This window comes from Paenibacillus sp. FSL R5-0473 (genome assembly GCF_038004565.1).
GTDB classification, from domain to species: Bacteria; Bacillota; Bacilli; order Paenibacillales; family Paenibacillaceae; genus Paenibacillus; species Paenibacillus amylolyticus.
The window spans coordinates 4,359,987-4,384,649 of record NZ_JBBORL010000001.1; the positions used below are offsets into that span (position 1 = coordinate 4,359,987).

21 protein-coding genes and 1 other annotated feature are annotated in these 24,663 nt (G+C 46.9%); of the genes, 4 read left to right on the forward strand and 17 right to left on the reverse strand.

Annotated features, from left to right (window positions below):
* Positions 1-340: 340 nt before the first annotated feature.
* On the forward strand, positions 341-2,395 hold the full coding sequence (locus MKY28_RS19215; protein ID WP_340936667.1) for a helix-turn-helix domain-containing protein: 2,055 nt from the start codon (positions 341-343) through the stop codon (positions 2,393-2,395).
* A gap of 5 nt (positions 2,396-2,400) precedes the next feature.
* Here the strand turns inward: MKY28_RS19215 and MKY28_RS19220 are convergent, their stop codons facing one another.
* Positions 2,401-3,267 (reverse strand): AraC family transcriptional regulator, encoded by an 867-nt coding sequence (locus MKY28_RS19220; protein ID WP_340936668.1) that lies wholly within the window; start codon positions 3,265-3,267, stop codon positions 2,401-2,403.
* A 93-nt stretch (positions 3,268-3,360) separates the two neighbouring features.
* On the opposite strand from MKY28_RS19220, the gene MKY28_RS19225 reads away from it, so the two are divergent.
* Together MKY28_RS19225 and MKY28_RS19230 are read left to right on the forward strand one after the other, a co-directional pair.
* On the forward strand, positions 3,361-6,480 hold the full coding sequence (locus tag MKY28_RS19225; protein WP_340936669.1) for a glycoside hydrolase family 2 TIM barrel-domain containing protein: 3,120 nt from the start codon (positions 3,361-3,363) through the stop codon (positions 6,478-6,480).
* A gap of 94 nt (positions 6,481-6,574) precedes the next feature.
* On the forward strand, positions 6,575-7,318 hold the full coding sequence (locus MKY28_RS19230) for a hypothetical protein (RefSeq protein WP_340936670.1): 744 nt from the start codon (positions 6,575-6,577) through the stop codon (positions 7,316-7,318).
* A 282-nt stretch (positions 7,319-7,600) separates the two neighbouring features.
* Here MKY28_RS19230 and MKY28_RS19235 read toward each other — a convergent pair whose 3' ends face one another.
* From MKY28_RS19235 to MKY28_RS19285, 11 genes are all read right to left on the reverse strand, one after another.
* Entirely contained in the window at positions 7,601-7,948 is a 348-nt protein-coding gene (locus MKY28_RS19235) for a hypothetical protein (protein ID WP_340019564.1), read from the reverse strand.
* 266 nt (positions 7,949-8,214) lie between these two features.
* Positions 8,215-9,273 carry a flavin-containing monooxygenase gene (locus MKY28_RS19240; protein ID WP_340936671.1) on the reverse strand — a complete coding sequence of 353 codons (1,059 nt, stop codon included), beginning with the start codon at positions 9,271-9,273 and terminating at the stop codon, positions 8,215-8,217.
* A 218-nt stretch (positions 9,274-9,491) separates the two neighbouring features.
* Complete coding sequence (locus MKY28_RS19245; protein WP_315371343.1) at positions 9,492-9,728, reverse strand: hypothetical protein; 237 nt, start codon at positions 9,726-9,728, stop codon at positions 9,492-9,494.
* A gap of 122 nt (positions 9,729-9,850) precedes the next feature.
* Positions 9,851-10,291, reverse strand: coding sequence for a hypothetical protein (locus MKY28_RS19250; RefSeq protein WP_340936672.1), 441 nt, complete (start codon positions 10,289-10,291; stop codon positions 9,851-9,853).
* Positions 10,292-10,489: 198 nt separating this feature from the next.
* Positions 10,490-12,124: a chaperonin GroEL gene (gene groL, locus MKY28_RS19255; RefSeq protein ID WP_017690076.1), complete on the reverse strand. Its 1,635-nt coding sequence runs from the start codon at positions 12,122-12,124 to the stop codon at positions 10,490-10,492.
* 73 nt (positions 12,125-12,197) lie between these two features.
* Positions 12,198-12,479, reverse strand: a complete 282-nt coding sequence (gene groES / locus MKY28_RS19260; RefSeq protein ID WP_017690077.1) for a co-chaperone GroES — start codon at positions 12,477-12,479, stop codon at positions 12,198-12,200.
* A 400-nt stretch (positions 12,480-12,879) separates the two neighbouring features.
* The gene (gene tatC, locus MKY28_RS19265) at positions 12,880-13,662 is read right to left on the reverse strand and encodes a twin-arginine translocase subunit TatC (RefSeq protein ID WP_017690078.1); all 783 of its coding nucleotides are present in this window, start codon (positions 13,660-13,662) and stop codon (positions 12,880-12,882) included.
* A gap of 78 nt (positions 13,663-13,740) precedes the next feature.
* Positions 13,741-13,989, reverse strand: coding sequence for a twin-arginine translocase TatA/TatE family subunit (gene tatA, locus MKY28_RS19270; RefSeq protein WP_036668966.1), 249 nt, complete (start codon positions 13,987-13,989; stop codon positions 13,741-13,743).
* Positions 13,990-14,197: 208 nt separating this feature from the next.
* Complete coding sequence (locus MKY28_RS19275; protein WP_017690080.1) at positions 14,198-14,683, reverse strand: MogA/MoaB family molybdenum cofactor biosynthesis protein; 486 nt, start codon at positions 14,681-14,683, stop codon at positions 14,198-14,200.
* Positions 14,684-14,721: 38 nt separating this feature from the next.
* Positions 14,722-15,213 carry a cyclic pyranopterin monophosphate synthase MoaC gene (moaC, locus tag MKY28_RS19280; RefSeq protein WP_306068493.1) on the reverse strand — a complete coding sequence of 164 codons (492 nt, stop codon included), beginning with the start codon at positions 15,211-15,213 and terminating at the stop codon, positions 14,722-14,724.
* A 27-nt stretch (positions 15,214-15,240) separates the two neighbouring features.
* Positions 15,241-15,879, reverse strand: coding sequence for a 5-formyltetrahydrofolate cyclo-ligase (locus tag MKY28_RS19285; RefSeq protein WP_340936674.1), 639 nt, complete (start codon positions 15,877-15,879; stop codon positions 15,241-15,243).
* A 279-nt stretch (positions 15,880-16,158) separates the two neighbouring features.
* Here MKY28_RS19285 and MKY28_RS19290 point away from each other — a divergent pair, with 279 nt between their 5' ends.
* On the forward strand, positions 16,159-18,117 hold the full coding sequence (locus tag MKY28_RS19290; RefSeq protein WP_340936675.1) for an ABC-F family ATP-binding cassette domain-containing protein: 1,959 nt from the start codon (positions 16,159-16,161) through the stop codon (positions 18,115-18,117).
* 651 nt (positions 18,118-18,768) lie between these two features.
* Here MKY28_RS19290 and MKY28_RS19295 read toward each other — a convergent pair.
* From MKY28_RS19295 to tsaE, 5 genes are all read right to left on the reverse strand, one after another.
* Positions 18,769-20,328: a 2-isopropylmalate synthase gene (locus tag MKY28_RS19295; protein ID WP_340936676.1), complete on the reverse strand. Its 1,560-nt coding sequence runs from the start codon at positions 20,326-20,328 to the stop codon at positions 18,769-18,771.
* A gap of 337 nt (positions 20,329-20,665) precedes the next feature.
* Positions 20,666-21,002, reverse strand: a binding site (T-box leader).
* 709 nt (positions 21,003-21,711) lie between these two features.
* Positions 21,712-22,767, reverse strand: a complete 1,056-nt coding sequence (gene tsaD / locus MKY28_RS19300; protein WP_036611272.1) for a tRNA (adenosine(37)-N6)-threonylcarbamoyltransferase complex transferase subunit TsaD — start codon at positions 22,765-22,767, stop codon at positions 21,712-21,714.
* Positions 22,764-23,285 (reverse strand): ribosomal protein S18-alanine N-acetyltransferase, encoded by a 522-nt coding sequence (rimI, locus tag MKY28_RS19305; protein ID WP_036668955.1) that lies wholly within the window; start codon positions 23,283-23,285, stop codon positions 22,764-22,766. The genes tsaD and rimI overlap by 4 nt, the downstream gene beginning before the upstream one ends.
* Before the next feature lie 17 nt (positions 23,286-23,302).
* Positions 23,303-24,151: a tRNA (adenosine(37)-N6)-threonylcarbamoyltransferase complex dimerization subunit type 1 TsaB gene (gene tsaB, locus MKY28_RS19310; RefSeq protein WP_047844159.1), complete on the reverse strand. Its 849-nt coding sequence runs from the start codon at positions 24,149-24,151 to the stop codon at positions 23,303-23,305.
* Positions 24,152-24,153: 2 nt separating this feature from the next.
* Positions 24,154-24,636, reverse strand: a complete 483-nt coding sequence (tsaE, locus tag MKY28_RS19315; RefSeq protein ID WP_340936678.1) for a tRNA (adenosine(37)-N6)-threonylcarbamoyltransferase complex ATPase subunit type 1 TsaE — start codon at positions 24,634-24,636, stop codon at positions 24,154-24,156.
* Positions 24,637-24,663 lie beyond the last annotated feature (27 nt).

Sequence of the window (24,663 nt, forward strand, 5' to 3'; positions counted from 1 at the left end):
CTTCTCCAAAGGGAAAATCCGGGGATAAAGGCGAACGCTTTGCTTCTTCACGTTATTTCTGTCCTCTCCGTGCTCGTGTAAAAAGTTAAGTTGAACTTAAATATTACGTATATCTGTTCGATTTACAGCTCTACTGTTTTACTACGATGAAATTGTATCGTGTTAAAGTTAATGACATTATATAAGTTGCAAATGTATAATGTCATTGTTGATAGCAACAGCATTCTAATATTAATTATGGTGATATACACAATACAAAATATAAATCACACAGCATAGTGAAGATCATGTTATATATGTAAGCATTTTGCCATGTGAACACAAAAGGAGTACGTTTGCTATGATTCATGAAGCGGTTCGCTCATTTATGGTTCAAGTCTTTGGGTCTGTTCCGTACGGAATTTGGATCAAGGATGAATATGATTTCCAGTGGAATAACTGGCTGCGTGAAGGAGAGCTACCTGAATATACAGATCAAGAACAGATTGAGTCATCCTGGAAGATTCTCAGGTACACGTTTGTTTTTTTGTCTAACATCAACATTCGTGTGGTTATCGATACCCAGAAACAACTTACCCTGCTACAGAGTGAACGTCTGGAGGCTTTGATTCGGGAAGGACTGCTGAAGCAACAGATTGAGAAGGAACGTGCACACAATGATCGATGGTTGACCGGACTGCGGGAGCTGACCTGTTCCCTGGAGCTGAACGATTTGTTACTCAAAATTATGGAGAATGCGCTCCATGTCATCCCCTCCCTTTCCTGCGGGCTGTTCATGATGGTTGATCCGGACTCTGGCAAGGTGATTCCTAGAGCCAAGGTCGGTTTTCAGGATAGTGTGTATCAATATCAGGGCGAGCTGGATGAGGGCATTACGGGAAAAGTATACGAGGAAGGCATTGGCCGAATGTATAGCACACCGGATGATGCCTTTAAAGATATGGGCAATGTTAGTCAGGAGAATGCGGATATCATTGTAAGTTCACTGCCTGACGGTATTATGGCAAAAGGACTTATCGCCGTTCCCGTGACAATGAATACTCACAAAATCGGTGTAATGCTGGTATACCAATTTGAACAAAACAGACGATTTGCCCCACATGATCTGAATGTGATGCAGGGATTTGCGGATCAGGCAGCCATTGCCATCTCCAACGCCACCATGTATTCAGAACTGCTGGAGACGAACCGATATCTCGTTAGCCGAAATGAAATTCATAATCAATTCACGGCACTTTCCATTGAACATGTGAGCCTCGGACATATCATTGAGACGGTTGGGTCGATGCTGAAACTTCCCACCTATTATGTAGACATGGCGAGAAATGACTGGTACCCGCTCATCCCGGAAAGTGTCTTGCTAAGTGAGCTCGATATCTATACCGCTCTGGACAGTCAGTTTAACCCCATCACCTTATCCGGTGGAACGGATCATAGCGATTATTACCTCTATCCCATTGTGAACGCATCTCTGGTGCTTGGCTGTTTTGCCATCCAATTAGATCATCCGTTAGGTCAGTTGGATCATGTGATTTTGGAACAAGGCGGAGCTATTGTGATGCTGGAGATGGTGAATACCTACTCACTCACCGAGATGTCCTATCGGAAAAACCATGATTTCTTCAGCGATCTCGTGCAATATAGAGAACCACAGCAGTTGGAGGCACGACTTTCCAGCTTTCAGTTGCCAGCCCATCAGTCCTTGTTCGTCGCTCAATTGCAGCTCTATGGGGAACATCCCGACATGAAAACAACTGAAAATTGGGTGCGCAAGTTGATCGGATTTATCGAAAAGGAGCTGGGCACCCGCGAACATCTATTGTTCAGTGCACATCACAAAATTACGATTTTGGCTGCGGCACCCGAGCCCAAAGTCAGACACTGGATCATCAGCAGGCTGGAAACGGCTGTGGAGAAATGGACCACCTCCAAGACTCCTGCCCTATCTATCGGCATTGGTGGACTGTATCAAGGGCTTGAGTATGTGTCCAAAAGCAATGACGAGGCTACACGCTCATTGTCCTTTTTGCTGAAACAAAACAAAGCGGGCCTGATGCTCTACGAAGAAATCGGGATCAATCGGTTGTTTCTGAACCAGGAACCTTCCGATATCGAGAACTACATTCACGAAATTCTGTCCCCTCTTCAACAGCAAAAATCAGGAGAGCTTGAACTCACACTCAAAACCTACATTGCCGCGAATCGATCTGTGCAAGCCACAGCCGAACGTCTGCATATTCATACCAATACGTTGTACCTGCGCCTGCGCAAAATAGAGGAGATTCTAGGTGTTGATCTGAACGATTCCGAGGGTTGGATGAAGGTGTATCTGGCATGTCATTTAAGTGAAGTGTACTCTGGTGCTCCTACCGCAAGTGGAGCACTAAAATTGTAACTCCATCAATTCAGTCCGTGCAGTTTGCGAAAACGCTCTGGACTCATGCCTGTATGCCTTTTGAACATCGCACAGAAATAACTGGCGTTCTCGTAACCCACCCGATCAGCCACTTCATATATTCGAAGCTCTCTCTCACTGAACATGAGTTGTTTGCTTCGATTGATCCGTTCCTGGTTCACGTAAAATACAGGTCTGGTATGGAGTGCCCTCTGAAACAGCCTGCACAAATATTGAGGAGACACCACCGCCACATCGGCCAGTTCCTTCAGCGACAGTGAACGATCCAGATGCTCTGCGATATAACGCAGCACAGGCTTCAAGCGCTCCAGTTCATCATTATAATTGGCGGATGCGATGAGCAGTGGCTTCAGATCCAGCAGCAGGGCATATAATTGTTTGGAGCATTCCACATCGTAATCTGCGTAATCCGTAGTATCCCCATTCTCTCCTCTAACCAGAAGTTGCTCCAGGCCATGCAGCAGCGTGGCTGTCCTGAGTCTGCATACGCGTGAACCGGTTATCCCCGCATAAGATAATAACTGGCTAGCCTCTCTCCCCTGAAACGAGACCCAAGCCAGTTCCCAACGGTCACTGATGGGCATATATCGATGCGGAACATCGGGATACAGAAAGAAAACGTCACCCGGTCCGACGATATACTCGTCCTCTTGTATAATCAGTCTCCCCTGACCATGAATAATCTGGTGGATCTGATAATCCGGGAATCCCTCTGGACGCTCAGTTTCATATTGGTGTTCCCAGTAACCAACCGTGGTCATATAGATCGGCAGGCGAGCAGCTTCTTCTGTTTTACCAAAAAAAATCCGGGTATCCATCCAGTACACCACTTTCTTCATCGTTAGTTTCATATTGTGATATATATGGGCAATATTCTTTATTCTCTAAGTATCAATTCAATTCTATAATGACAATATTATAACATTTCAGAAGGAGTTGCTGTTATGCGAAAGAAACTGGTACACACCCCTCCGGCAAATGGATACCCGGAATGGAACAATAATCCCGAGACTTTTCAAGTAAACCGTCTACCTGCACATGCTTCTATGGTAGCGTTTCCATCTATAGCAGAAGCATTGTCCAATGATTCCAGCGCATCGCCATGGTACGAATCACTGAATGGTCAATGGAAGTTTGCCTTTGCGGAGACACCGGAGCAACGGATTACATCCTTTTATGAGAACAACTATGATGCCAGTGACTGGGACGAGATCGCCGTTCCTTCCAACTGGCAGCTGCAAGGTTACGATTATCCCCACTATACAAATATGACGTATCCGTGGGTCGAGCGTGAACCTGAATTGAAGCCACCATTTGCACCAACAACTTATAATCCCGTGGGTTCGTACATCCGCACGTTTACTGTTCCTGCTGACTGGAAAGACCGTCCTGTCCTGCTGCACTTCGAGGGCGTTGAATCTGCCTTTTATGTATGGGTGAACGGGGAGCTGGTCGGTTATAGCGAAGATACGTTCACGCCCGCAGAATTTGATATCACTTCGTATCTAACGGAAGGTGAGAACAAGCTCGCTGTGGAGGTATATCGCTGGTGTGATGCGAGCTGGCTGGAGAATCAGGATTTCTGGCGGTTAAGCGGCATCTTCCGTGGTGTATACCTGCATTCACCTTCACTGGTTCAGATCGCCGATTTCTTTGTTCGTACTGAACTGGATGACGCGTATCAGGATGCGGAGCTACTGCTGGATTTGAAATTATTTAATCATAATGCCTCGCAGACCCCTGCCGGATTGTCCGTTCAGGCGCAGCTCTATGATGCACAACAGCAGACAGTGCTGAAGCAACCACTTACTGCGGCCGTTACTTTCCAGGGTGAGGATGAACTTTCATTCCAGTTGTCAGCAGAGGTTATGAAGCCGCTACTATGGAGCGCTGAGTCCCCTAACCTGTATACACTTGTGCTGTCCATTCAGGACGAATCAGGCGAAACACTGGAAGCAGTCCGTAGCCGGATCGGATTCCGTAAGTTTGAACTGAAGGACGGCCTGATGCAAATCAATGGCAAACGCATTGTATTCAAAGGCGTCAATCGTCATGAATTTTCCCCGGATAAGGGTCGAGCCATTGGACGGGAAGACATGATCCGTGACATCGAGTTGATGAAGTCCTATAACGTTAACGCCGTGCGCACATCCCATTATCCAAATCAGTCTCTCTGGTACGAACTGTGTGATGAATATGGCCTTTATGTCATTGACGAAACGAATCTGGAAACTCACGGCACCTGGAAATATGGGCAAAAGGAAATGAACGAGAACAATATTCCCGCGAGCAAGCCGGAATGGCGTAATAACGTAATAGATCGCTGTAACTCGATGTTCCAGCGGGACAAAAACCATGCGTCCGTGATTATATGGTCTCTGGGTAATGAGTCCTTCGGCGGCGATAACTTCATCGCCATGTACGATTATCTGAAACAAGTCGATCCAACCCGTCTCGTTCATTACGAAGGTACCTTCCATTATCGCCCTTCTGATTCGGCAAGTGATATTGAATCGACAATGTATATCAGTCCACAAGATGTGGAGCAATACGCGCGCATGAAGGGTCCGAAGAAACCTTATATTATCTGCGAATACAGCCATGCCATGGGTAATTCTTGTGGAGGTCTGCATCTGTATTGGGATTTGTTCGATAAATATGATGTGTTGCAGGGTGCATTCATCTGGGACTGGGTTGATCAGTCCATTCGTACCACTACGGCAGACGGTGTAGAATATTTTGCTTATGGTGGCGATTTCGGTGAATCTCCTCATGATGGCAATTTCTGCGGGAACGGATTGATTCTGGCGGATAAGACGGTTACACCGAAGCTGGAAGAAGTGAAGAAATGTTATCAGAACGTTCGTATGGAAACCGTTGATGTCAAAGACGGCCTGCTGCGCATCAAAAACCAGTTCCTGTTCACGGATCTGAGCGAATATTCGCTCGTATGGACAGTAACACACGATGGCAAGTCCGTAGAGAACGGTACGTTGGATATCGCGGTACCTCCTGGCGAATCGGTTGAAGTCCGAATCCCTTATACGCCATCTTCCGATCTGTTCCAGGAAGCGGTGCTGACTGTATCTATGGTTACCAAAGTGGCAACCAAATGGGCAGGAGTAGGTCATGAGATTGCCTGGGATCAGTTCGTGGTATCTCCGAGATTGCGTCCAATCCAACCGATACGTCAAGGACAAGACAATGCGCCGCAGGTACAGGATCTGCAAGATGAATTGAAAGTGACTACAGGCCAAGTCACGTTGAGCTTCAATCCAGCCACTGGCGCGTTAACATCCTATCAGATTAACAATCAGGAGCAATTGCTCGCACCTGTCCGGCCGAATTACTGGAGAGCCATGACAGACAATGATATGGGGAACCGCCTGAATGAGCGTTCTGCCTTCTGGAGAGATGCTCACGCTACCAGCAGATTAATTCGCTTTGAGCACCATGCAGACGAGCAAGGTATTCTCGTAACGACCGATTATACGTGGGATCAACATCCGGGATGTACGCTGTCCATCACATACCGAATTGATGCGGATGGTGTATTGGAAATCAGTCAAAACCTTATTCCAGGCATAGGCTTACCTGATCTACCGGAATTTGGTATGCTGCTACAACTGAATAACCGCTTGGATACAATCTCTTGGTACGGCAGAGGCCCGCATGATAATTATGCAGACCGTCTGACCAGTGCACGTCTCGGTTATTACACAGGTGCGGTTCGAGATCAATTTGTTCCATATCTGAAACCACAAGAGTGTGGTAACAAAACGGATGTACGTTTTGCAGAAATTACGTCAGCGGATGGTCAGCTTGGCCTTCATGTTGAAGCCACCATACCCTTTGAAATTAATGCGTTGCTGTGGACACCGGAAGAACTGGAAGCAAACGACCATGTGTACAAATTACCTCAGAGCAAACAGACTGTCGCCCGCATCAATTACAAACAAATGGGTGTTGGCGGAGATGACAGCTGGAGCGCACGTACCCATGTCGAATACACCTTGCCAGCCAACCGCGCGTATCACTTCACCTTTACGGTAAGACCTGTATAACATCAAGCAAGTACTGCTGGCAGCATGCCGGCAGTGCTTTTTTTGTTGGGGCAGTGAATAGTGGGAGTTTGAACTTTGTCATCGGAACATTATAATGAATGAGGTGCAAGAAAGATTTGTACCAGCTATTACTCTATTACGAGGTGAGAATTTGCAATATCTGTTTACCACTCTCTTCATTCTTGGATTTATCGCTTTTTTGGGATTTGTTGTTGGGATGATCTTGTCTATTCGCAAAGGTAATAGGTTGCCAATCAGATTTATTTTTCTAACGACAGCCTGTTTTGCGATTGCTTCAATAGGTTTGTATGGGATGCTGAATTTATCTTCGAACTCTACTCAGTCTGAAATAGATCAGACCCCTTCATCCCAGATTAAACTTTCTGGCCTCCACATGACTACCGATGAATTTAAAAACAAGTTTAATGGCGCCGTGGGCAAATACCGACTGAATGGTTTGAGTATTACCCGCTTGAATATAAAAGACTCTTCCGAGCAGGGCACTGGCACTTTCGAGTATGTATTCAATGACGAATTACGCTTGGTTGGTGCAGTGAATGCAGATGAGAGCATACAGGAAGTCAGGTTGTACGGAACTGATGATACGCGTAAACCAACAGGTGGAATTTTTTTGACTGCTATCGCCACACTCATTCTCACAACCAATAGTGAGTACACGTATAACGATGCACAAGATGTCATCCAGGATATCAGTCTATTGGATCGTGATGTGAATCAGTCTGATTTTGATGGAGCGACTATTCGCAACGGATTAGAATATCGCTTCAGCGTACAGGATTCTGAGCACTCTACTTTTGAAATAACTGTTGCGAAATGAGATGCGATTGTGCAAAAAGGCCGCTCCATGAAGGAACGGCCTATCGTGTGATATGTACTTTTTTTGGATAATTCAGTAGTCACAGTTTCTGATCTAACATTTTCCTATTTTAAGGATTAGTAAGCCAAAAAATTAAAGTAATCACTATACAAAAAAGCGAGACAGGGTAAAGTATCCATTTACTGATCTTATCTTTGTAAGTAACAATCCAACAAACAATGCCTATCCAGGCGATTAATAGTTGCCATAAGTCCAATGATGAACACCTCCCGCATGCGAGAGTTACTCAAAAGTTACTATCTCGCTCTGATTGTTCCAACTCATTTTAAAGGTAATTGGATCTTTCGTTTTCTCCGCCTCAGTAGCCGTTCCCGACATACTGAACGGTACCCCTTGTTCCTCAAGCGCCTTCCCCTGTTGTTTTATATTATTGCCGGTAAGGTCAAACACAAAATCCTTTATGCGCTTTTCATCACCTATATAAGTAATACTATAGCTCCCTGTTGATCTCTGTAGAGAAACATCCCAGTTATCGCTCTTTCCGTGTAGTCTATCATCCGCACCACAAGCTGAGACAATAGATACAAGCACTATAACACAAAGAATCATTGGCAGTTTAAATAATTTCATAAAATCCCTCCTTTTAGGAATATACCCAAAAATGTGAGTTATGATATTCGCTAATCATTCCTGATATCTAATCTATATAAGTTGAACTAAAGTTATTTACACAGACACTACGATGACAGAATAACCTTCCAATCGCTGTTATCCCCAGATTTTTTTGATTCCTTTTCCGAAGGGGAAAATCCGGGGATAAAGGCGAACGCTTTGCTTTTTCAGGTTTTTTCTGTCCTCTCCGTTATCGTGTAAATGATTAGTTCAATTTATATAGTTTAATGTGACTTACCTTTGATATGACTAACGATTCTCTGAGCATCGTATTTGACCCATCCCAACAGTGCTGAACCCCGTGATGTCTGCCAAGGCAGTCCTACAAAGTAAAGTCCAGCAACCGGTGAGACACCTCTCTCGTGTATAATTACACCTTGGGCATCAAAAGCAGTATTGATATCGATCCAACTATCATTTCGCTTAAACCCAGTCGCCCAGATAATATTGTCTATTCGTGTCTCACTACCATCCTCATATAGGATGCGGTCATCTATTGCATTAATGGCACGTGGGCGCAGGTTAACTTTTCCCTGGGTCATCAATTCTTTTAACTCATAGCCATATACGTACTCAGGCTGATTTCTCAACCATTTTCCAACCATACGATCTGCACTTGCACGTAATATTCCGAGCTTTTCAAAATACCAGAATATACTTCGTCTCATAATATGCAAAGGCCTAAAGGTAATATTTCGAGCTATGGATATGTATACGGTTTGTTTATCATCTGATGTCAACTCTACGGCGATTTGGGCACCTGAATTCCCTCCGCCTACAACTACTGTTGATCCAGGAAGCAATTGAGAGATATTTTTATATTCTGATGAGTGAAGCTGAATCACATGCTCGGATAATGCTTTCGCAAAATGAGGAACATTTTTGGTCTGGAAAGGCCCCGTGGCAACGATAATATTGCGCGCTTCAATCGTTCCATCATTGGTTTCAGCATAGTACACCTCATCTTGCTTCGAGAGACGGGAGATTTTACAGTTTAACTTTATTGGAAGCTCCATTTGTTTAGCATAGTTTTCAAAATAATCTGCAATTTCATCTTTGCTTGGCAGGCTATTTTCATTTCCACTAAGAGGCATTCCCGGTAACCCATCATACATTCGTGGGGTAAAAAGATGTAAGGAATCGTACCGTTTACGCCAAGATTCCCCTACAGACGAGGCAGCATCAACGATTAAAAAGGTTAACCCCGACTGTTGAAGATAGTAACCTGCTGCCAAGCCTGCTTGCCCAGCTCCTATAACCAATAAATCGTACATATGTATCATCTCCAGTATCGTCTATATATTAATACATGAGTACTTATTCATATGTTTATTTTACTTAACAACTATCTGTTTAGCAATAGAAGAAAACATCACTACTTCCTTTTACAAGATCAGCCATTAAAAAGACTCCCTCACGGGAGCCTTTTAATCATTTCAGTGCAAGTTTCTTATAACTTCTCATGTATGCTACGTGCAAAGTATGATAGGTTGGTTGAATTCTACCTGGTGTATCTATCGATGTCATCGTTCGCAGACTGATGCTCTCTTCTATGGTAATCTTCATGCTGACGAACGTCGTTCTTTAATTTCACTAAGAAACCCCACCCCATAAAGGCAAGTATAAGCACAGTAATCAGTGCATAAGCAAAGCTATATAGATTCATAAAAAAGTTGATAAATATTGCAGCGAGCATCAAGCCCAGAATCCATAATGTCCACTTTGTACCCTTTCTCAAATCATTTCCTCCTCAAGTCGTTACTGATAAGCTCTCTATGTATCACAGTACATACGAAACCATAGGAACGAGGTTTCAATCACAGGGCTTCAAATCTACATTTAGAGCGAATTACCGAATCTTTAATTAACATCAGTTCCAAGAGAAACATCCAATATGCCCGACATCCCTTGCGCAGAAGAGGTACTTACATAATACGAGCCCGTCGACAATGCTTTGTCACTATAATATGTATGCTCTTTCCCATCTGCTGGAACACTGCCAGACGTTATCGCGGTTCCACTAGTAGATCCTTCATTGATCGTAAACGTGAAGTGTTTCGAACCCGTGTTTTTAAAACTCACTTTCACATAACTAAACCCTGTTGGAATATCAAACTGATGCGTATTTGTAGTGCCTGCGAAATCCTCATTATTAATTACTGTGAATGTAGTTAATGGAGTATCACTAGCTTCATTTACTTTTACAAATTTTCGTTCGGAATCAGAAGTGAAATTATAGATTAAGATGATAACAGCAGCAGACACTAAACCTGCCACTATCATTTTTCTAATATGTTTCATGATATATGCCCTCCATATCTCTTGATACTAACTTTGATTATACAAATACTCAACAACACAAAAACCACTCCTTAATTAAGAAGTGGTTTTTGTATTATTTATAATTTCTAGCAGTGGCCGCCTCACAAATTCTTGTCACATCGTAACGAGAATTCACTCTGCCAGGCACATGATGCTTTAAAGGTTTTTACACCTTTATTACATCATGCCGCCCATTCCACCCATACCGCCCATGTCAGGCATTCCGCCGCCAGCACCTGCTGGTTCTGGTTTGTCAGCGATAACTGCTTCAGTAGTCAAGAACATAGCTGCTACGGAAGCCGCGTTTTGCAATGCATAACGAGTTACTTTCGCAGGGTCAACGATACCAGCTTCGATCATGTTAACCCACTCGCCAGTTGCAGCGTTGAAGCCTACGCCTGTTTGTTCTTTTTTCAGACGTTCCACGATTACGGAACCTTCTTCGCCAGCGTTAGCTGCGATTGTGCGGATTGGTGCTTCCAGAGCACGCAGGACGATGTTTACGCCTGTTTGCTCGTCACCGGACAGAGCTACAGCCGCAACCGCGCTATATACGTTCATGAGCGCTGTACCACCACCGGATACGATACCTTCTTCAACCGCTGCGCGAGTTGCGTTCAGGGCATCTTCGATGCGAAGTTTGCGTTCTTTCAATTCTGTTTCAGTAGCCGCACCAACTTTGATTACTGCTACACCGCCGGACAATTTAGCCAGACGCTCTTGCAGTTTCTCTTTATCGAACTCGGAAGTTGTTTCTTCCAATTGTGTACGGATTTGGCTAACACGTGCATCGATATCGGATTTGTTACCCGCACCGTCAACGATGATTGTGTTTTCTTTTGTTACGCGGATTTGACGAGCTGTACCCAGTTGTTCCACAACAGCGGATTTCAGGTCCAGACCCAGTTCTTCCGTGATCAATTGGCCACCAGTGAGGGCAGCGATGTCTTGCAGCATTGCTTTACGGCGGTCACCGAATCCTGGAGCTTTAACAGCTACAGCATTGAATGTACCACGCAATTTGTTCACAACCAGCATAGCCAGTGCTTCGCCTTCGATATCTTCAGCGATCAATACCAGCGGTTTGCCTTGTTGAACGATTTTCTCAAGCAATGGCAAGATATCTTGCGTGCTGGAGATTTTTTTGTCTGTGATCAAGATGTACGGATTGTCCAAAACAGCTTCCATTTTGTCCGTATCTGTGATCATGTAAGGAGAGATGTATCCACGGTCGAATTGCATACCTTCAACCACTTCAAGTTCTGTAGCGAATCCTTTGGATTCCTCTACTGTGATTACGCCATCTTTACCTACTTTTTCCATAGCTTCAGCGATCAGTTCGCCTACTTCTTCGTCAGCTGCAGAGATTGCTGCAACTTGTGCGATGGATTGTTTGGAATCGATTGGTTTGGAGATGGATTGCAATTCAGCAACCGCAGCTTTAACCGCTTTGTCGATCCCTTTACGGATACCGATTGGGCTAGCGCCTGCAGTTACGTTTTTCAGACCTTCTGTGATCAGCGCTTGCGCCAATACAGTTGCTGTTGTAGTACCGTCACCGGCAACATCGTTGGTTTTTGTTGCTACTTCTTTAACCAGTTGTGCACCCATGTTCTCGAATGCATCTTCCAGTTCGATTTCTTTAGCAATGGTTACACCATCGTTTGTGATGAGCGGGCTTCCGAATTTTTTCTCCAGAACCACGTTACGGCCTTTAGGACCGAGTGTTACTTTTACTGCATTAGCCAATGCGTCCACACCACGAAGCATGGAGCGACGAGCGTCTTCACTGAATTTAATGTCTTTAGCCATGTTAAGAAAACCTCCCTAGTTTTTGTTGGAAAATGGTCGTGCTATATGGTTCGGTTATCCGATTAAATTTGAATTAGTCGAGAATCGCGTGAATATCGCTTTCTTTCATAATCAAATATTCTTTACCTTCGAATTTGATTTCTGTACCGGCATATTTGGAGAAAATAACGCGATCTCCTTCTTTCACTTCCAGAGCTACACGTACGCCGTCTTTCAATACTCCAGCACCAACTGCAATGATTCTACCCTCTTGCGGTTTTTCTTTGGCGGAGTCCGGGAGTACGATCCCGAAAGAAGTTGTTTGTTCTTGCTCCAGTGGTTCTACCAATACGCGTTCACCTAAAGGTCTGATCATGAAAAATAGCCTCCTTTTGAAATTATATAACGTTACATTGTAGGTTGTAGCCATATGTATTAGCACTCGACAGTGTTCAGTGCTAACAACCAACTTTATGATACTCAACTTGAAGCATGATTTCAAGTCCTTTTGACGAATTCCTGCGAGAATTTACGTTGAATTTACACAAACATAGCCAAATTACACCCGCTGTGCCTGGTTCTATGTTGCAATTCACTAATCTTATTCTACGAAATTGTTTAACCCTTCTGCAACGTTAACAGACAGTCCCTTCCCCATTGTATCCATTGTTGAACATAATATGCCTGCTTGTCCTGTCGTGTTGGTCGGCAGTCTACAGAAATAGCCCGGATAAGAACATACCGTCTTTTCCGGGCACATCACAGCTTATCCTCATTCAGCCCGCATGTTTCTTATCCTCGGCACGAACGTAGCGGGATTCGATCTCTTCATCGGCTGCAAGCTGCTTGCGATATACGATTGCGGATAATAACACACTGATCTCATATAACAAGAGCAAGGGAATCATCACCAGAAGATCAGATATAAAGTCTGGAGGTGTAATGACCACTGCAATGAAGATCAGAACAAAATAAGAGACTCTGCGCATCTTGCGAAGACGAATTGGATTCAGAATCCGCAGTCCTGTCAGAAACATAATAAGTAAAGGAAGTTCAAATAACAGGGACACAGGCAACACAATGCCAAACAGGAAGCTGAAATACTGTTTCATCCCATAGGTCTCCACAAGCCCCATCTTCTCCGTTATCGCTGTTGTGAAGGCAAGTGCCATCGGAAAAATAACATAATACGAGAAAGCCATACCTGTCAGAAATAAAAGAAATACATAGGGCACATACTTCAGCGTCGCTTTTCGTTCGCGCGGCTTTAGCCCTGGACTAACAAACTTCCAGATCTGATACACCGTAAACGGCAGTGTAATAATAAGTGAGAACAACCCTGCAATCTTCATATAGATGCCAATCCCGTCCCAGAACGAGAAGGCATGTAATACAAAACCTTTTGCCGACTCTGCCTTGGTCAGATATTGGTATACCGGGTCCGCCACAAAAAATCCTGCAATCAGTCCCAGCACAAAAATACTTAATACGTATATCAGCCGCTTCCGCAGCTCGCTCAGATGTTCCGTAATCGACATTTCTTCCATTTGCTGCGTCATGCCTGCCCCCCATTATTGCCAGCTTAAAATACAAAACCCTTCCGGCAGGAAGGGATTTCTCTTTCATTGCCGTCAAGATTATTCCGGCAGGCGTTTATCAGCAGGCTTGTCTGCAGGTGTGCTCTCAGCCGCCAGCGGTTTCGCCTTCTCCTGCTCTTTGCGATTAGACGAGTCATCCTCAGAGATAATCTCGCGAGCGCCCTCTTTGAATTCACGGAAGGTACGCCCAACTGCACGTCCCAGTTCCGGAAGTTTGTTGGGTCCAAACAACAACAATGCAATCACGGCCAGCAAAATAAAGCCCGTTGGTCCAATGGAACTAAACATTGATATTCCTCCTCGTCTCAAGCTTCGAAGATGCGCATACTCGGCCAGATGTTCATAGATGTCTCTGCTGCGTTCTTAATTTAAGCCCATCATACCATAGATGTAACCACTTACATAACCCGCAAAATTCACAAATAAGAGATGTCACTAGAACAATCTAACAACGGTCATGGCTAATCGGATATCTTGCCCCAGAGTCCGTGCTCGATTATTGCTTGAACTGACCCGTAACCATCAGCAGCGCTTCCGGAAGCTGATCCATAATGGCAGCCAGATGTTCATGCACACCCTTTGGTGTACCTGGCAGATTAACAATCAGCGTGCGCCCTCGAATGCCACATACCCCGCGGAACAGCATTGCAGAACGGTTTTTGCTCATTACACTGTACCGCATGGCCTCTGCCATCCCGGGAACTTCCCGCTCAATTACGCGCCGGGTCGCTTCCGGAGTAATATCACGAATGGCCAGCTCCGTGCCACCGGTAGTCAGCACCAGATCGGCGTGAAAATAATCCGTCATCTCAATCAAAGCCGCAATAATCTCATCGGGTTCATCCGGAACGATACGGTACTCCACGATTTGACCACCCAGCTCTTCTTCCACCAGCTCCCGAATGACTTGTGCACTCGTATCCTCACGTTCCCCGCGGGCTCCTTTGTCACTGGCTGTCAGGATTGCTGTTCTCCACACCATAAAGATCACCCTTCTCCTCTATGAAAATAAATATTGCCTTATCGGCTGTAATCACCGTTTTTGCCACCACTCTTGGAATTCAACATGGTTGGACCGATAATCATATCTTTTTGCATGGCCTTGCACATGTCATAGACCGTCAGTGCTGCAGCTGAGGCAGCCGTGAGCGCCTCCATCTCAACACCCGTTTTGCCTTCGGTTTTGACAGTAACTTCAATGTGTAATTCATCCACTCCGTTATCATGAAAACGAATATCCACACCCGTCAGTGCCAGCGGATGGCACATCGGAATCCAGTCCGACGTTTTCTTCGCGCCTTGAATCCCGGCAATCTGAGCCACAGCCAGAACATCACCTTTGCCGATTCGGCCCTCCCGAATCGCTTCCAGTGTATCTGGATTCATCGTCACTTTGGTTACAGCCACAGCCGTACGTACGGTAATTTCCTTACCTGAGATATCAACCATCCGGGCCCGCCCCTGTTCATTAAAATGGGTCAGTTTACCACCGGAAGCCTGGCCGTTGTTCACTTCTGAACTCAATCACATCACAACCCTTTATTCGATATGTAATATACCTTCGGTTGTTATCAACAGATCAATCCGCAGATCGAGCAGGTCCATCGGGATCTCCTCCTGTAGCTGACCCGGCAATACCATCGCAGCCATCAACGGTTTCTTGCCCGGCATCACACATGTTGCTGCAAGCGTCTCGGCAAAACGATCATAATAACCGCCACCATAACCAATACGCCCGCCATGGAGATCATAACCAAGCCCCGGTACCAATATGAGATCGATATCCGGCCAATTATCAGGCGTCAGGACTTCACAGGAATCCTTGGGTTCCGGTATCCCCCATATGCCTGGCTCCAGATCCTGTTCTCCGGTCACTCGCCGTAGCTCCATTCGGGGTGGATTCGCCAACACTTTAGGTGCAAACATCACATCTCCATGATTCCAGCCCTCTTGAAACCAAAAAGCTGTGGACGCTTCGCTTCCATAGGACAAATAACTGAATATAACGAGTGGTCGGTTCACGACCTTACTCTTGGCCTGTCTAAGGCGCTCCAGCTCCCGCTTCACTCCAGCGTTAATCTTAGTCATTGCCTGCTGACGCATGTTTGCATCCATCAGATCACGGCTCTGTCTCAGTCTGGATCGAAGCTGACTTTTCAGTTCCGCATGATCCTGCATATCCTTGAATAACCTCCTGTTGATAGGGAAGGTAGAAAAAAGCTCTCATTAAAAACAATTTATATGTTATGACCAGTTGTCATCTTGTTGAAATGGTTAAAATGATTCATTTTCTGCAAAATCCTCATGTAATAACATGCCTTCTTTCAGTTTATCATTGATTGATCAAAAAGACTACATGCCCCATGCGTTCCCAATCGGTGCAATTGCTCTGTATTTCATGTAAACTGGGATATAGTTGTCATATCAAGAACTGGACCTATGGAGGAACTTAATTTTATGCTGCTGCAAGTATCCGGAATTATCAAACGTTTTGGTGTCGATCCAATCCTGGACGGCGTGAACTTACAAATATTAGAACGCGAGCGCATCGGCCTCGTTGGTGTAAACGGTGCAGGGAAATCCACTTTGCTCAAAATTGTAGCCGGTGAAATGTCCTATGACGGAGGACAGATTTTCAAGTCCAAAGAAACGACGCTCGGTTACCTGGCTCAGAACAGCGGGCTACAATCCGACCGTAACATCTGGGAAGAAATGATGAACGTCTTCGCTCACCTGACACAGGCTGAAGCTGATTTGCGTCAGATGGAACGCGATATTGCCGACCCTGCCCAGATGGAAGACGAGAAAAAGTATGCTGACCTGCTGGAACGTTATGCGAAACGCTCCGACTGGTTCAAGGACCATGGCGGTTATGAGATGGAAACCCGCATTCGCAGCGTACTGCACGGGATGGGATTCGGCGAATTTTCGCCAGACACCCCCATTGCTACTCTGAGTGGCGGGCAGAAGACACGTCTTGCGCTAGCTCGTATTTTGCTTCAGGCACCCGATCTGCTCATGCTGGACGAGCCTACCAACTATCTCGATATCGCCACCCTTACTTGGTTGGAAGATTATCTGAGAGGTTATTCAGGCGCACTGCTCGTGGTATCCCATGACCGGTACTTCCTTGATCGACTCGTAACAACCATCGTTGAGATCGAACGTCATCGCTCCAAAAAATATACGGGCAATTACAGCCGTTATATGGAGCTCAAAGCTGCCGAGTATGAGACTCAGATGAAACAATATGAGAAACAACAGGGTGAAATCTCCAAGATGGAAGATTTTGTTCAGAAAAACATTGTACGTGCCTCGACAACCAAACGGGCGCAAAGTCGCCGCAAGGCTCTCGACAAAATGGAGCGGCTTGATAAACCGATGGGAGATCTGAAAAAAGCCCATTTTTCCTTCGAAACCGCCGTTATGTCAGGCAAGGAAGTGCTTCGAGTGGATCAGCTGTCTGTCGCTTATGACGAGGCTTCTCCATTGTTCCGCAACGTATCCTTCGATCTGCGACGCGGGGAAACGGTTGCTCTGATTGGACCAAACGGTATTGGTAAATCCACCATGCTGAAGTGTCTTACGGGAAGTTTACGTCCGGTAAGCGGGGATATCCAATGGGGAACAAAAGTGCAGATTGGCTATTATGATCAGGAACAGACTGGGCTCAATCCATCCAACACGGTTCTGGAAGAACTGTGGAGTGCCTATCCCGGGATGGAAGAAGCGCGCATTCGGACCGTACTGGGGAACTTTTTGTTCAGCGGTGACGATGTGCTCAAGAAAATTTCCTCCCTCAGCGGCGGTGAGAAGGCACGTGTCTCTCTCTCCAAGTTGATGCTGAAGGAAGCCAACATGCTCATTCTGGATGAGCCTACGAACCATCTCGACCTGTTTGCCAAAGAAGTGCTGGAAGCGGCATTAATGGATTATGAAGGCACCCTGCTGTTCATCTCCCATGACCGGTACTTCCTCAACAAAATGGCTGAACGCATTGTTGAACTTCATCCAGGCGGCACAGAGCAATATCTCGGTAATTACGATGATTATGTGGAGAAAAAACAGGAGCTTGAGGACATCGCACGTGAAGCTGCTGAGGCACGTCAGGCTTCGTCCAAGAACTCGTCCAAATCCGATCTGAACACAGCCACAACCGAAAAATCCGGAGCGGCTTCATTCGAAGCGGAAAAACAGGCGAAGCGTGAAGAGCGCAACCGACAACGCAAGCAGGAAGCTCTGGAACAACAGATTGCAGAGTTGGAAACAAAGATTACCGAACTTGAGGCACAGATGGCTCTGCCTGAAATCTATCAGGATTATATGAAGCTGCAAGAACTCCAGCAACAATCGGAGGAACACAAAGCAGAACTCACCAAAGCCTACGAGGACTGGGAAGAACTAGCTATGGAATAGTACGAATAGTACAGACTCAGGCCATGGCTTGATAGCGTCATACAATTATAGTTGTACCACCGGCTGATTCCTTATTGGGATCAGCTTTTTGTTTGTTGAGGATGCGTATTAAAGCTATGCACCTTATCTTCTTTATGTTCCTTGAGATTGAACTCTAACATACGGAGGTTAGGGGAGCTGTTTTGACTTTTGTCAAATTTACTCGAATGAAGAGAAATATTTTTACCCCCCTGTCCCTCCCACTTATCCACAAGAAAGCAAGATAGCAAGCACATTAATAAGCTTAATTATACAGCGGTAGAATAGCCTTTTGCACATAAAAACCATATTTATCCACCAAGTTATCCACTTTATCCACAACTTTGTGGATAGTAAGGAGTCATTCTATCCCCTAAACCCTTTTCGTTTCGAAAACTATGCTGGTTTGGCTTTGGGATAGTTACCCACAAATTACACTGGATATGTGGATAACTATAATAACACCTTGACAAATGCATCATTCCACTCCTCAATGTACCTCCATAATAAGACAAAAGCAGACCTTTGTCGTTCAAGGCCTGCCTGTCATTTATTTACTATATACCATGCATATTTACACCGAATTGCAATTGCTACTATTGCCGCTGTAGATGCGATCTGGCAAAAGATGTTTTACGCATGTGCTTCTTGTTCATGATGTTCGGAAGACTCGGCCTTCAGCCCAGCAGCATTACAAGCCGCTACATAAGCCAAACCGGCAGCCATGACGATATCATTATGTGTTGCTGTTCCCCGGAACTGACGTCCTGCACGCTCCACGGTAACTACAGCTTCTGCACTTGCACCCTCTCCACCACTCAAGGCATGCATCTCCATATCTACAAATGCAATATCATCGGAAATGCTCTGACCAATCGCACGGATGGTTGCATCCACGGGTCCACCGCCAACAGCAGAGTAAGATTGTTCTCCAGCGCTTGTGCGAATGCGAACGGCGGCCATTCGATCCGTCATGCTGCCGGCCGTCACCTGCAATTCAACCAGTTCATAATCCTGTGCAGGAATATTCATGGTCTGGCTAACCATCTGTAATAACTGGTCGTCACTGACCACTTTTTGCTGGTCTGCGGTTTCTTTGAACACCTCATACAATTGCTCCATCTGTTGCTCATCCGGCTCAAAACCGTATTTGCGAACCCGATCCTTCAGGGCGTGACGACCGGAGTGTTTGCCCAGAATAATCATGCTGCGTGGGATACCCAGCGCTTCTGGGTCCATAATCTCATAAGTGTTCCGATTCTTCAGCAGACCATCCTGATGGATTCCGGATTCATGCTGGAATGCATTACGTCCCACCACTGGTTTGTTGTACGCAATCGGGAAGTGCATCGCACGGCTAATCTGACGTGAAGTCTCATACAGCTGATTCAGCTTAATGTTCGTCGTTGCACCAATTGCGTCTCCCCGAGTCTCCAGCGCCATAATCAGCTCTTCCAGTGCACAGTTCCCTGTCCGTTCTCCGATACCATTAATGGTCACTTCAATCTGAGAAGCACCATTCGCAATCGCAGCCAAACTATTAGCTACGGCCAGGCCCAGATCATTGTGACAGTGAGCACTATAACGAACCTGATCGCCACCTCTTGCACCCTCACGCACCCGTCGGAACATCTCGCCATACTCATGTGGCAGGGCATATCCGACCGTATCCGGCAGATTAATAATGGTCGCTCCAGCTTCAATGGCGACTTCAACCATTTCAATCAGATCGTCCATCTTGGTACGGGCAGCGTCCATCGCTGTGAACTCTACGATGTCCGTGAACTGGCGTGCATAAGATACCATCTCACGAGCGGTAGCCACCACTTCACTGCGCGGACGGCGTAGTTGATGCTCAATATGAATATCCGAAGAAGAGATAAACAGGTGAATTCGGCGACGTGCTGCATCCGCTGTTGCTTGAACAGCTGCATCGATATCACCTTTGACCGCACGCGCGAATCCACAGATCTCCACGTTCTGCAACTGTCTCGAAATCGCCTGAACCGCCGCGAACTCACCTGGACTGGAGATCGGGAATCCAGGCTCAATGACGTCGATACCCAGAGAAGCCAGTTGGTGTGCCAGTTCAATCTTTTGCTCGGGCTGCAGACTTGCTCCCGGTGCCTGTTCTCCATCACGCAGCGTTGTATCAAAAATTTCAATCATGCGTTTGTTATTAGTTGTTGTCATATCCATCAACCTCCATCAAATTTTTATAAATATTTTCGTTACGATCCACGTGCCACAGAACACCCGCGGATCGCTGTCCCTGTTGTGTTATATGTTTTGTTTGTAAACGCGTATGTTGTTTGTAGCTTAGTCCTTGGTGATCAGTAATACCTGTTGAATGTTTCGTGCCTGTACTTGTTGTTCAATGTTCGTTACTCGTTCGTTGTATATCCTGCTTACCTTCATGACAGAGTGTACGTCGACTTACACCCTGACCTTCTGATTTTTTAATCTCCATATGGTTCTTCCCATGCCCACCCTGCTGCCGGCAGCAAACACAAATAACCCGCCATCTCATATAAGAGACGGCGGGTTATTATCCCCTCCGCGGTACCACTCTCGCTTGATGGGCCAGGCTTGCGCCGGACTCCATCCACCTCGTCGTCTCCGATTCGCTGGATGTACGTACACGCACGACACCACTGGAATTCGGAGAAACACCCTATAACGGGGGTTAACCGTTGCTGTGTAACACATGTTGTTGTCCATCAGGACAACTGGGCGATTGATATCGTCCCCACGCTTCCACAACTCCGTTCCCGGGCGAGATTCGAAGGATTCCAGCCACTGCGTCGCACCACCCCGCAGCTCTCTGAGCGCTTTCTCGTTCTACTGCTCCCGTTCATCACATTTATAATATGACCTAACTTCATTCATCCTTATTTTGAAAATCAAAAAAGCCTGCCACCTCATGCAATAATGCAAGAGACGACAGGCTGTTCACCTTCGCGGTACCACTCTTGTTGACTTCCTTCCTGTTCATTCAAGACAACCCCTGAATGCTTTCGCATATCCGGATCACTTGAAGCAGCCTGAAAACCCCCTCAGTTATCGTCAGTCGATCCTTGTAATAACGGTCCTACCGACAACGGCCCATTCACGGAGGCAACCCGTAACCATGTACTTTGGGCCATGATCGGCCTTCGGATTCTCCCGGGGAGTCACCGTGTTCCATCGTTCCGCTTCCAGGTGAGTTTCAGGTTTCCTTCGACTGCGTTGCACCATACCGCAGCTCTCTAATACCGGGAATGACCTTACTATTCCTGTTCATCGCGTTTATCAGTTCAGGAATCTGAATTCCTGTTTAAATTTGTAACTAAATATACATTCTTTACATCCCTGCTGTCAACTCTTAATCTCAAACTGCCTGTTTATATAAACTATAAGTGCGTGTTCAAAAAGATCGGTTTTCAGTACCGAGAAGATGGGATGAAGCTAGAAATGGAGTAGCGGAGCGTAGTCAAAACTACGTGAGCAACGGACATTTCGGCTGAATCCCATATTCGATGCTGATGATGCCGCTAGGCATCATTCGTAATCAAAAGCGGGCTTTTTGAACAACCTCTATAAGGACTGAACGGACCATTCCTCCAGAGAAAGTCCCGGATCTGCCTTCGCATCAAATTCAGCAATTTCTCCCCGCTGCCATTTCAGATACGCAGCTGCTCCTATCATGGCCGCATTATCCGTACAATATTCCATTGGCGGGATTAACAGTTCAAGCCCTTCCTTCGTGCATCGCTCCTGTAATGCCGAGCGTAACCCCCGGTTAGCTGCAACACCACCGCATAATAACAGTTGACGTGAACCATATTCACGAACTGCTCTAACGGCTTTCTCCACCAGTACTTCAACAACAGCTTCCTGGAAACCACGTGCAACCGCAGACGGCTCCAAGGTTTCTCCGCGCATTTTGGCCTGGTTGAGCACATTCAGTACAGCAGACTTCAGACCACTGAGACTGAAATCGTACGAACCTGCTTCCAGCCATACCCGTGGTAATGGCACTACATCCTCCGCTTCAGACGCCATCCGGTCCACATGCGGGCCTCCCGGATAAGGACAACCCAGTGCACGTGCTACTTTGTCATACGCTTCGCCTACGGCATCATCACGTGTACGACCAATCAGTTTGAACTTACCCTCGGATTCCATATGCACGAGTTCTGTATGTCCACCAGATACGACCAGTGCCATCGCTGGATATTGCAGTTCATGAGTAAGTCGGTTGGCATAGATATGCCCGGCAATATGATGTGTGCCAATGAGCGGTTTGCCCAGTGCCATCGCCATCGTTTTGGCCGCAACGATACCCACCAGCAGTGCTCCGACCAGCCCCGGACCTTGCGTCACGGCGATTGCACTTAGATCACGTGGACGAATGCCGGACTGTTCGATCGCCTGTTCCAGCATCAACGTAATGACTTCAACGTGTTTGCGTGAAGCCACTTCAGGTACAACACCACCAAATGCCTTATGGGTCTCGATCTGACTTGAGATCAGATTGGACAGCACTTCCCGTCCATCTTTGACTACTGCTACCGATGTTTCATCACAGCTTGTCTCCACCGCTAAAATATAGGATGGTGCAGAATTTATTTTTTCATTAAGTTCGTTCATGAATCCAGTACGCTTCCTTCCTCTTCGCCGCTCCGGCCTGCAGACGGCAAGTTCGCCCACATAATCATCGCATCTTCCCCATTATCGGAGTAATACCCTTTACGAAGACCCGCCGATTCAAACCCTTTTTTCTGATATAAACGCTGAGCAATGCTGTTCGAGACTCTGACCTCCAGCGTCATTCGTTCCATCCCGAGATAAGCCGCTGTGCTCATTAATTCATCCAGTAACTTTTCGCCAAGCTTGCGTCCACGGTACGCGCCTCTGACTGCAATATTGGTAATATGGGCTTCATCCATGATTGTCCACATACCTGCATAGCCGATGGCTTTTCCTTCTAATTCCATCACCATATATTTAGCAAAATGATTGTGTGTCAATTCATTTTGAAATGCTTCTTCCGTCCAGGGCAGGGTAAAGGCCTCATGTTCAATCTCCATCACATCGGGAATATCCGCGAGTGTCATGAACCTGAACTGAAGCGTTGCTTCCTGCTTATTATTCGCCACATTGTCCATCTGCTTCCCCTCCCCCTTCAGCCTTTGCGCAGCAGATTGGCTTCCGCTTCAGACAACTGGGTGTAGTTTGGCACCAGCGCATGCACGTCATCACGCTGACCTGCAAGCAGCGCGGCGGCGCCAAGGCGCCCAACCCAGCGGCCTTCCAGCTCATAAGGTACGAGCTGGAGCGCCGTTCCTGCGGGGCAGCGAAGCTCCGCCGCTGCCGCAGCATGAGGGCCCGTCTCGCCGACGATCCAGACGGCTGCGGGCCGCTCTTCCGGCGCCGCCTCCGCCATGCGGGCGGCGAGGGCTTCCAGCCATCCGTCCATCTTGCGGATGGCATCAGGCGCCAGACGCCGGGGCGCATCGCTCCCGGCGGAGGCAAACAGCGCGGTGCACGCTTGACCGCGCCGTGCATCCACAAGCGGAACGATCCAGTGGACAGGGGCAGCACCTGTGCTGCCCTGGTCCGCGGATGGCGTTCCGCCAGCCCCTGCTGCGGCATCTTCTGCCGCAGCTTCTGCCTTGGCGGCGAGGCCGCTGTGCCAGCCGCCCCAGGCGATGGCCTGAAGGCTGGACACCCCGGCTACGGGGATGTCCCACGCCCAGGCCAGTGTCTTCGCCGCGGTCACCGCAATGCGGATGCCCGTGTACGAGCCTGGGCCAACGCCAACGGCAATGCCGTCAAGTTGCCCAGGCTGTGTGTTGCTGGCGGCCAGCAGCTGCTCCATCACCGGTACGACGTGTACCGAATGGTTACGCTCAGCCCGTTCATTGCGTTCTTCCAGAAGCGCATGATCTTCCATCATCGCAGCTGCCATCACTGCGGTGGATGTATCCAACGCCAAAAACCGCTGACGCGGCTCTTTTTGTAAATCTTCCATCATCATTTGACTCCATTCTGTCTGAACTGTCGGCATATGGCTGCATAAGTCTCGCCGTACCCATCCAGTGTAATCGTTCGATCCTCCAGGCCCGTTGTTTCAATCTGCACATGCAAATGCTCTTGCGGCAGCAATTCGGGAATGATACTCGACCACTCCACCAGACTGACTCCGGCTCCATAGAAATATTCATCAAGTCCAAGCTCATCCGCTTCTTCCAGCGATATGCGATATACATCCATGTGATATAAAGGCAAACGCCCTTCGTACTCCTTAATTAGCGTGAATGTGGGACTGCTTACCACATCACGTACACCCAAATGCCAGGCAAATTTCTGTGAAAATGCCGTTTTTCCCGCGCCCAGATCACCATCCAAAGCAATCACCATGCCGGCGTTTGCCTGACTGGCGAGTGCGGAAGCGAGTGCTTCTGTATCTGCAATGCCATGGGATTGATACACCCACTGCTCGTGCGTCTGATTCAATATTCGCCCCACCTTTGGCGGTCCAGC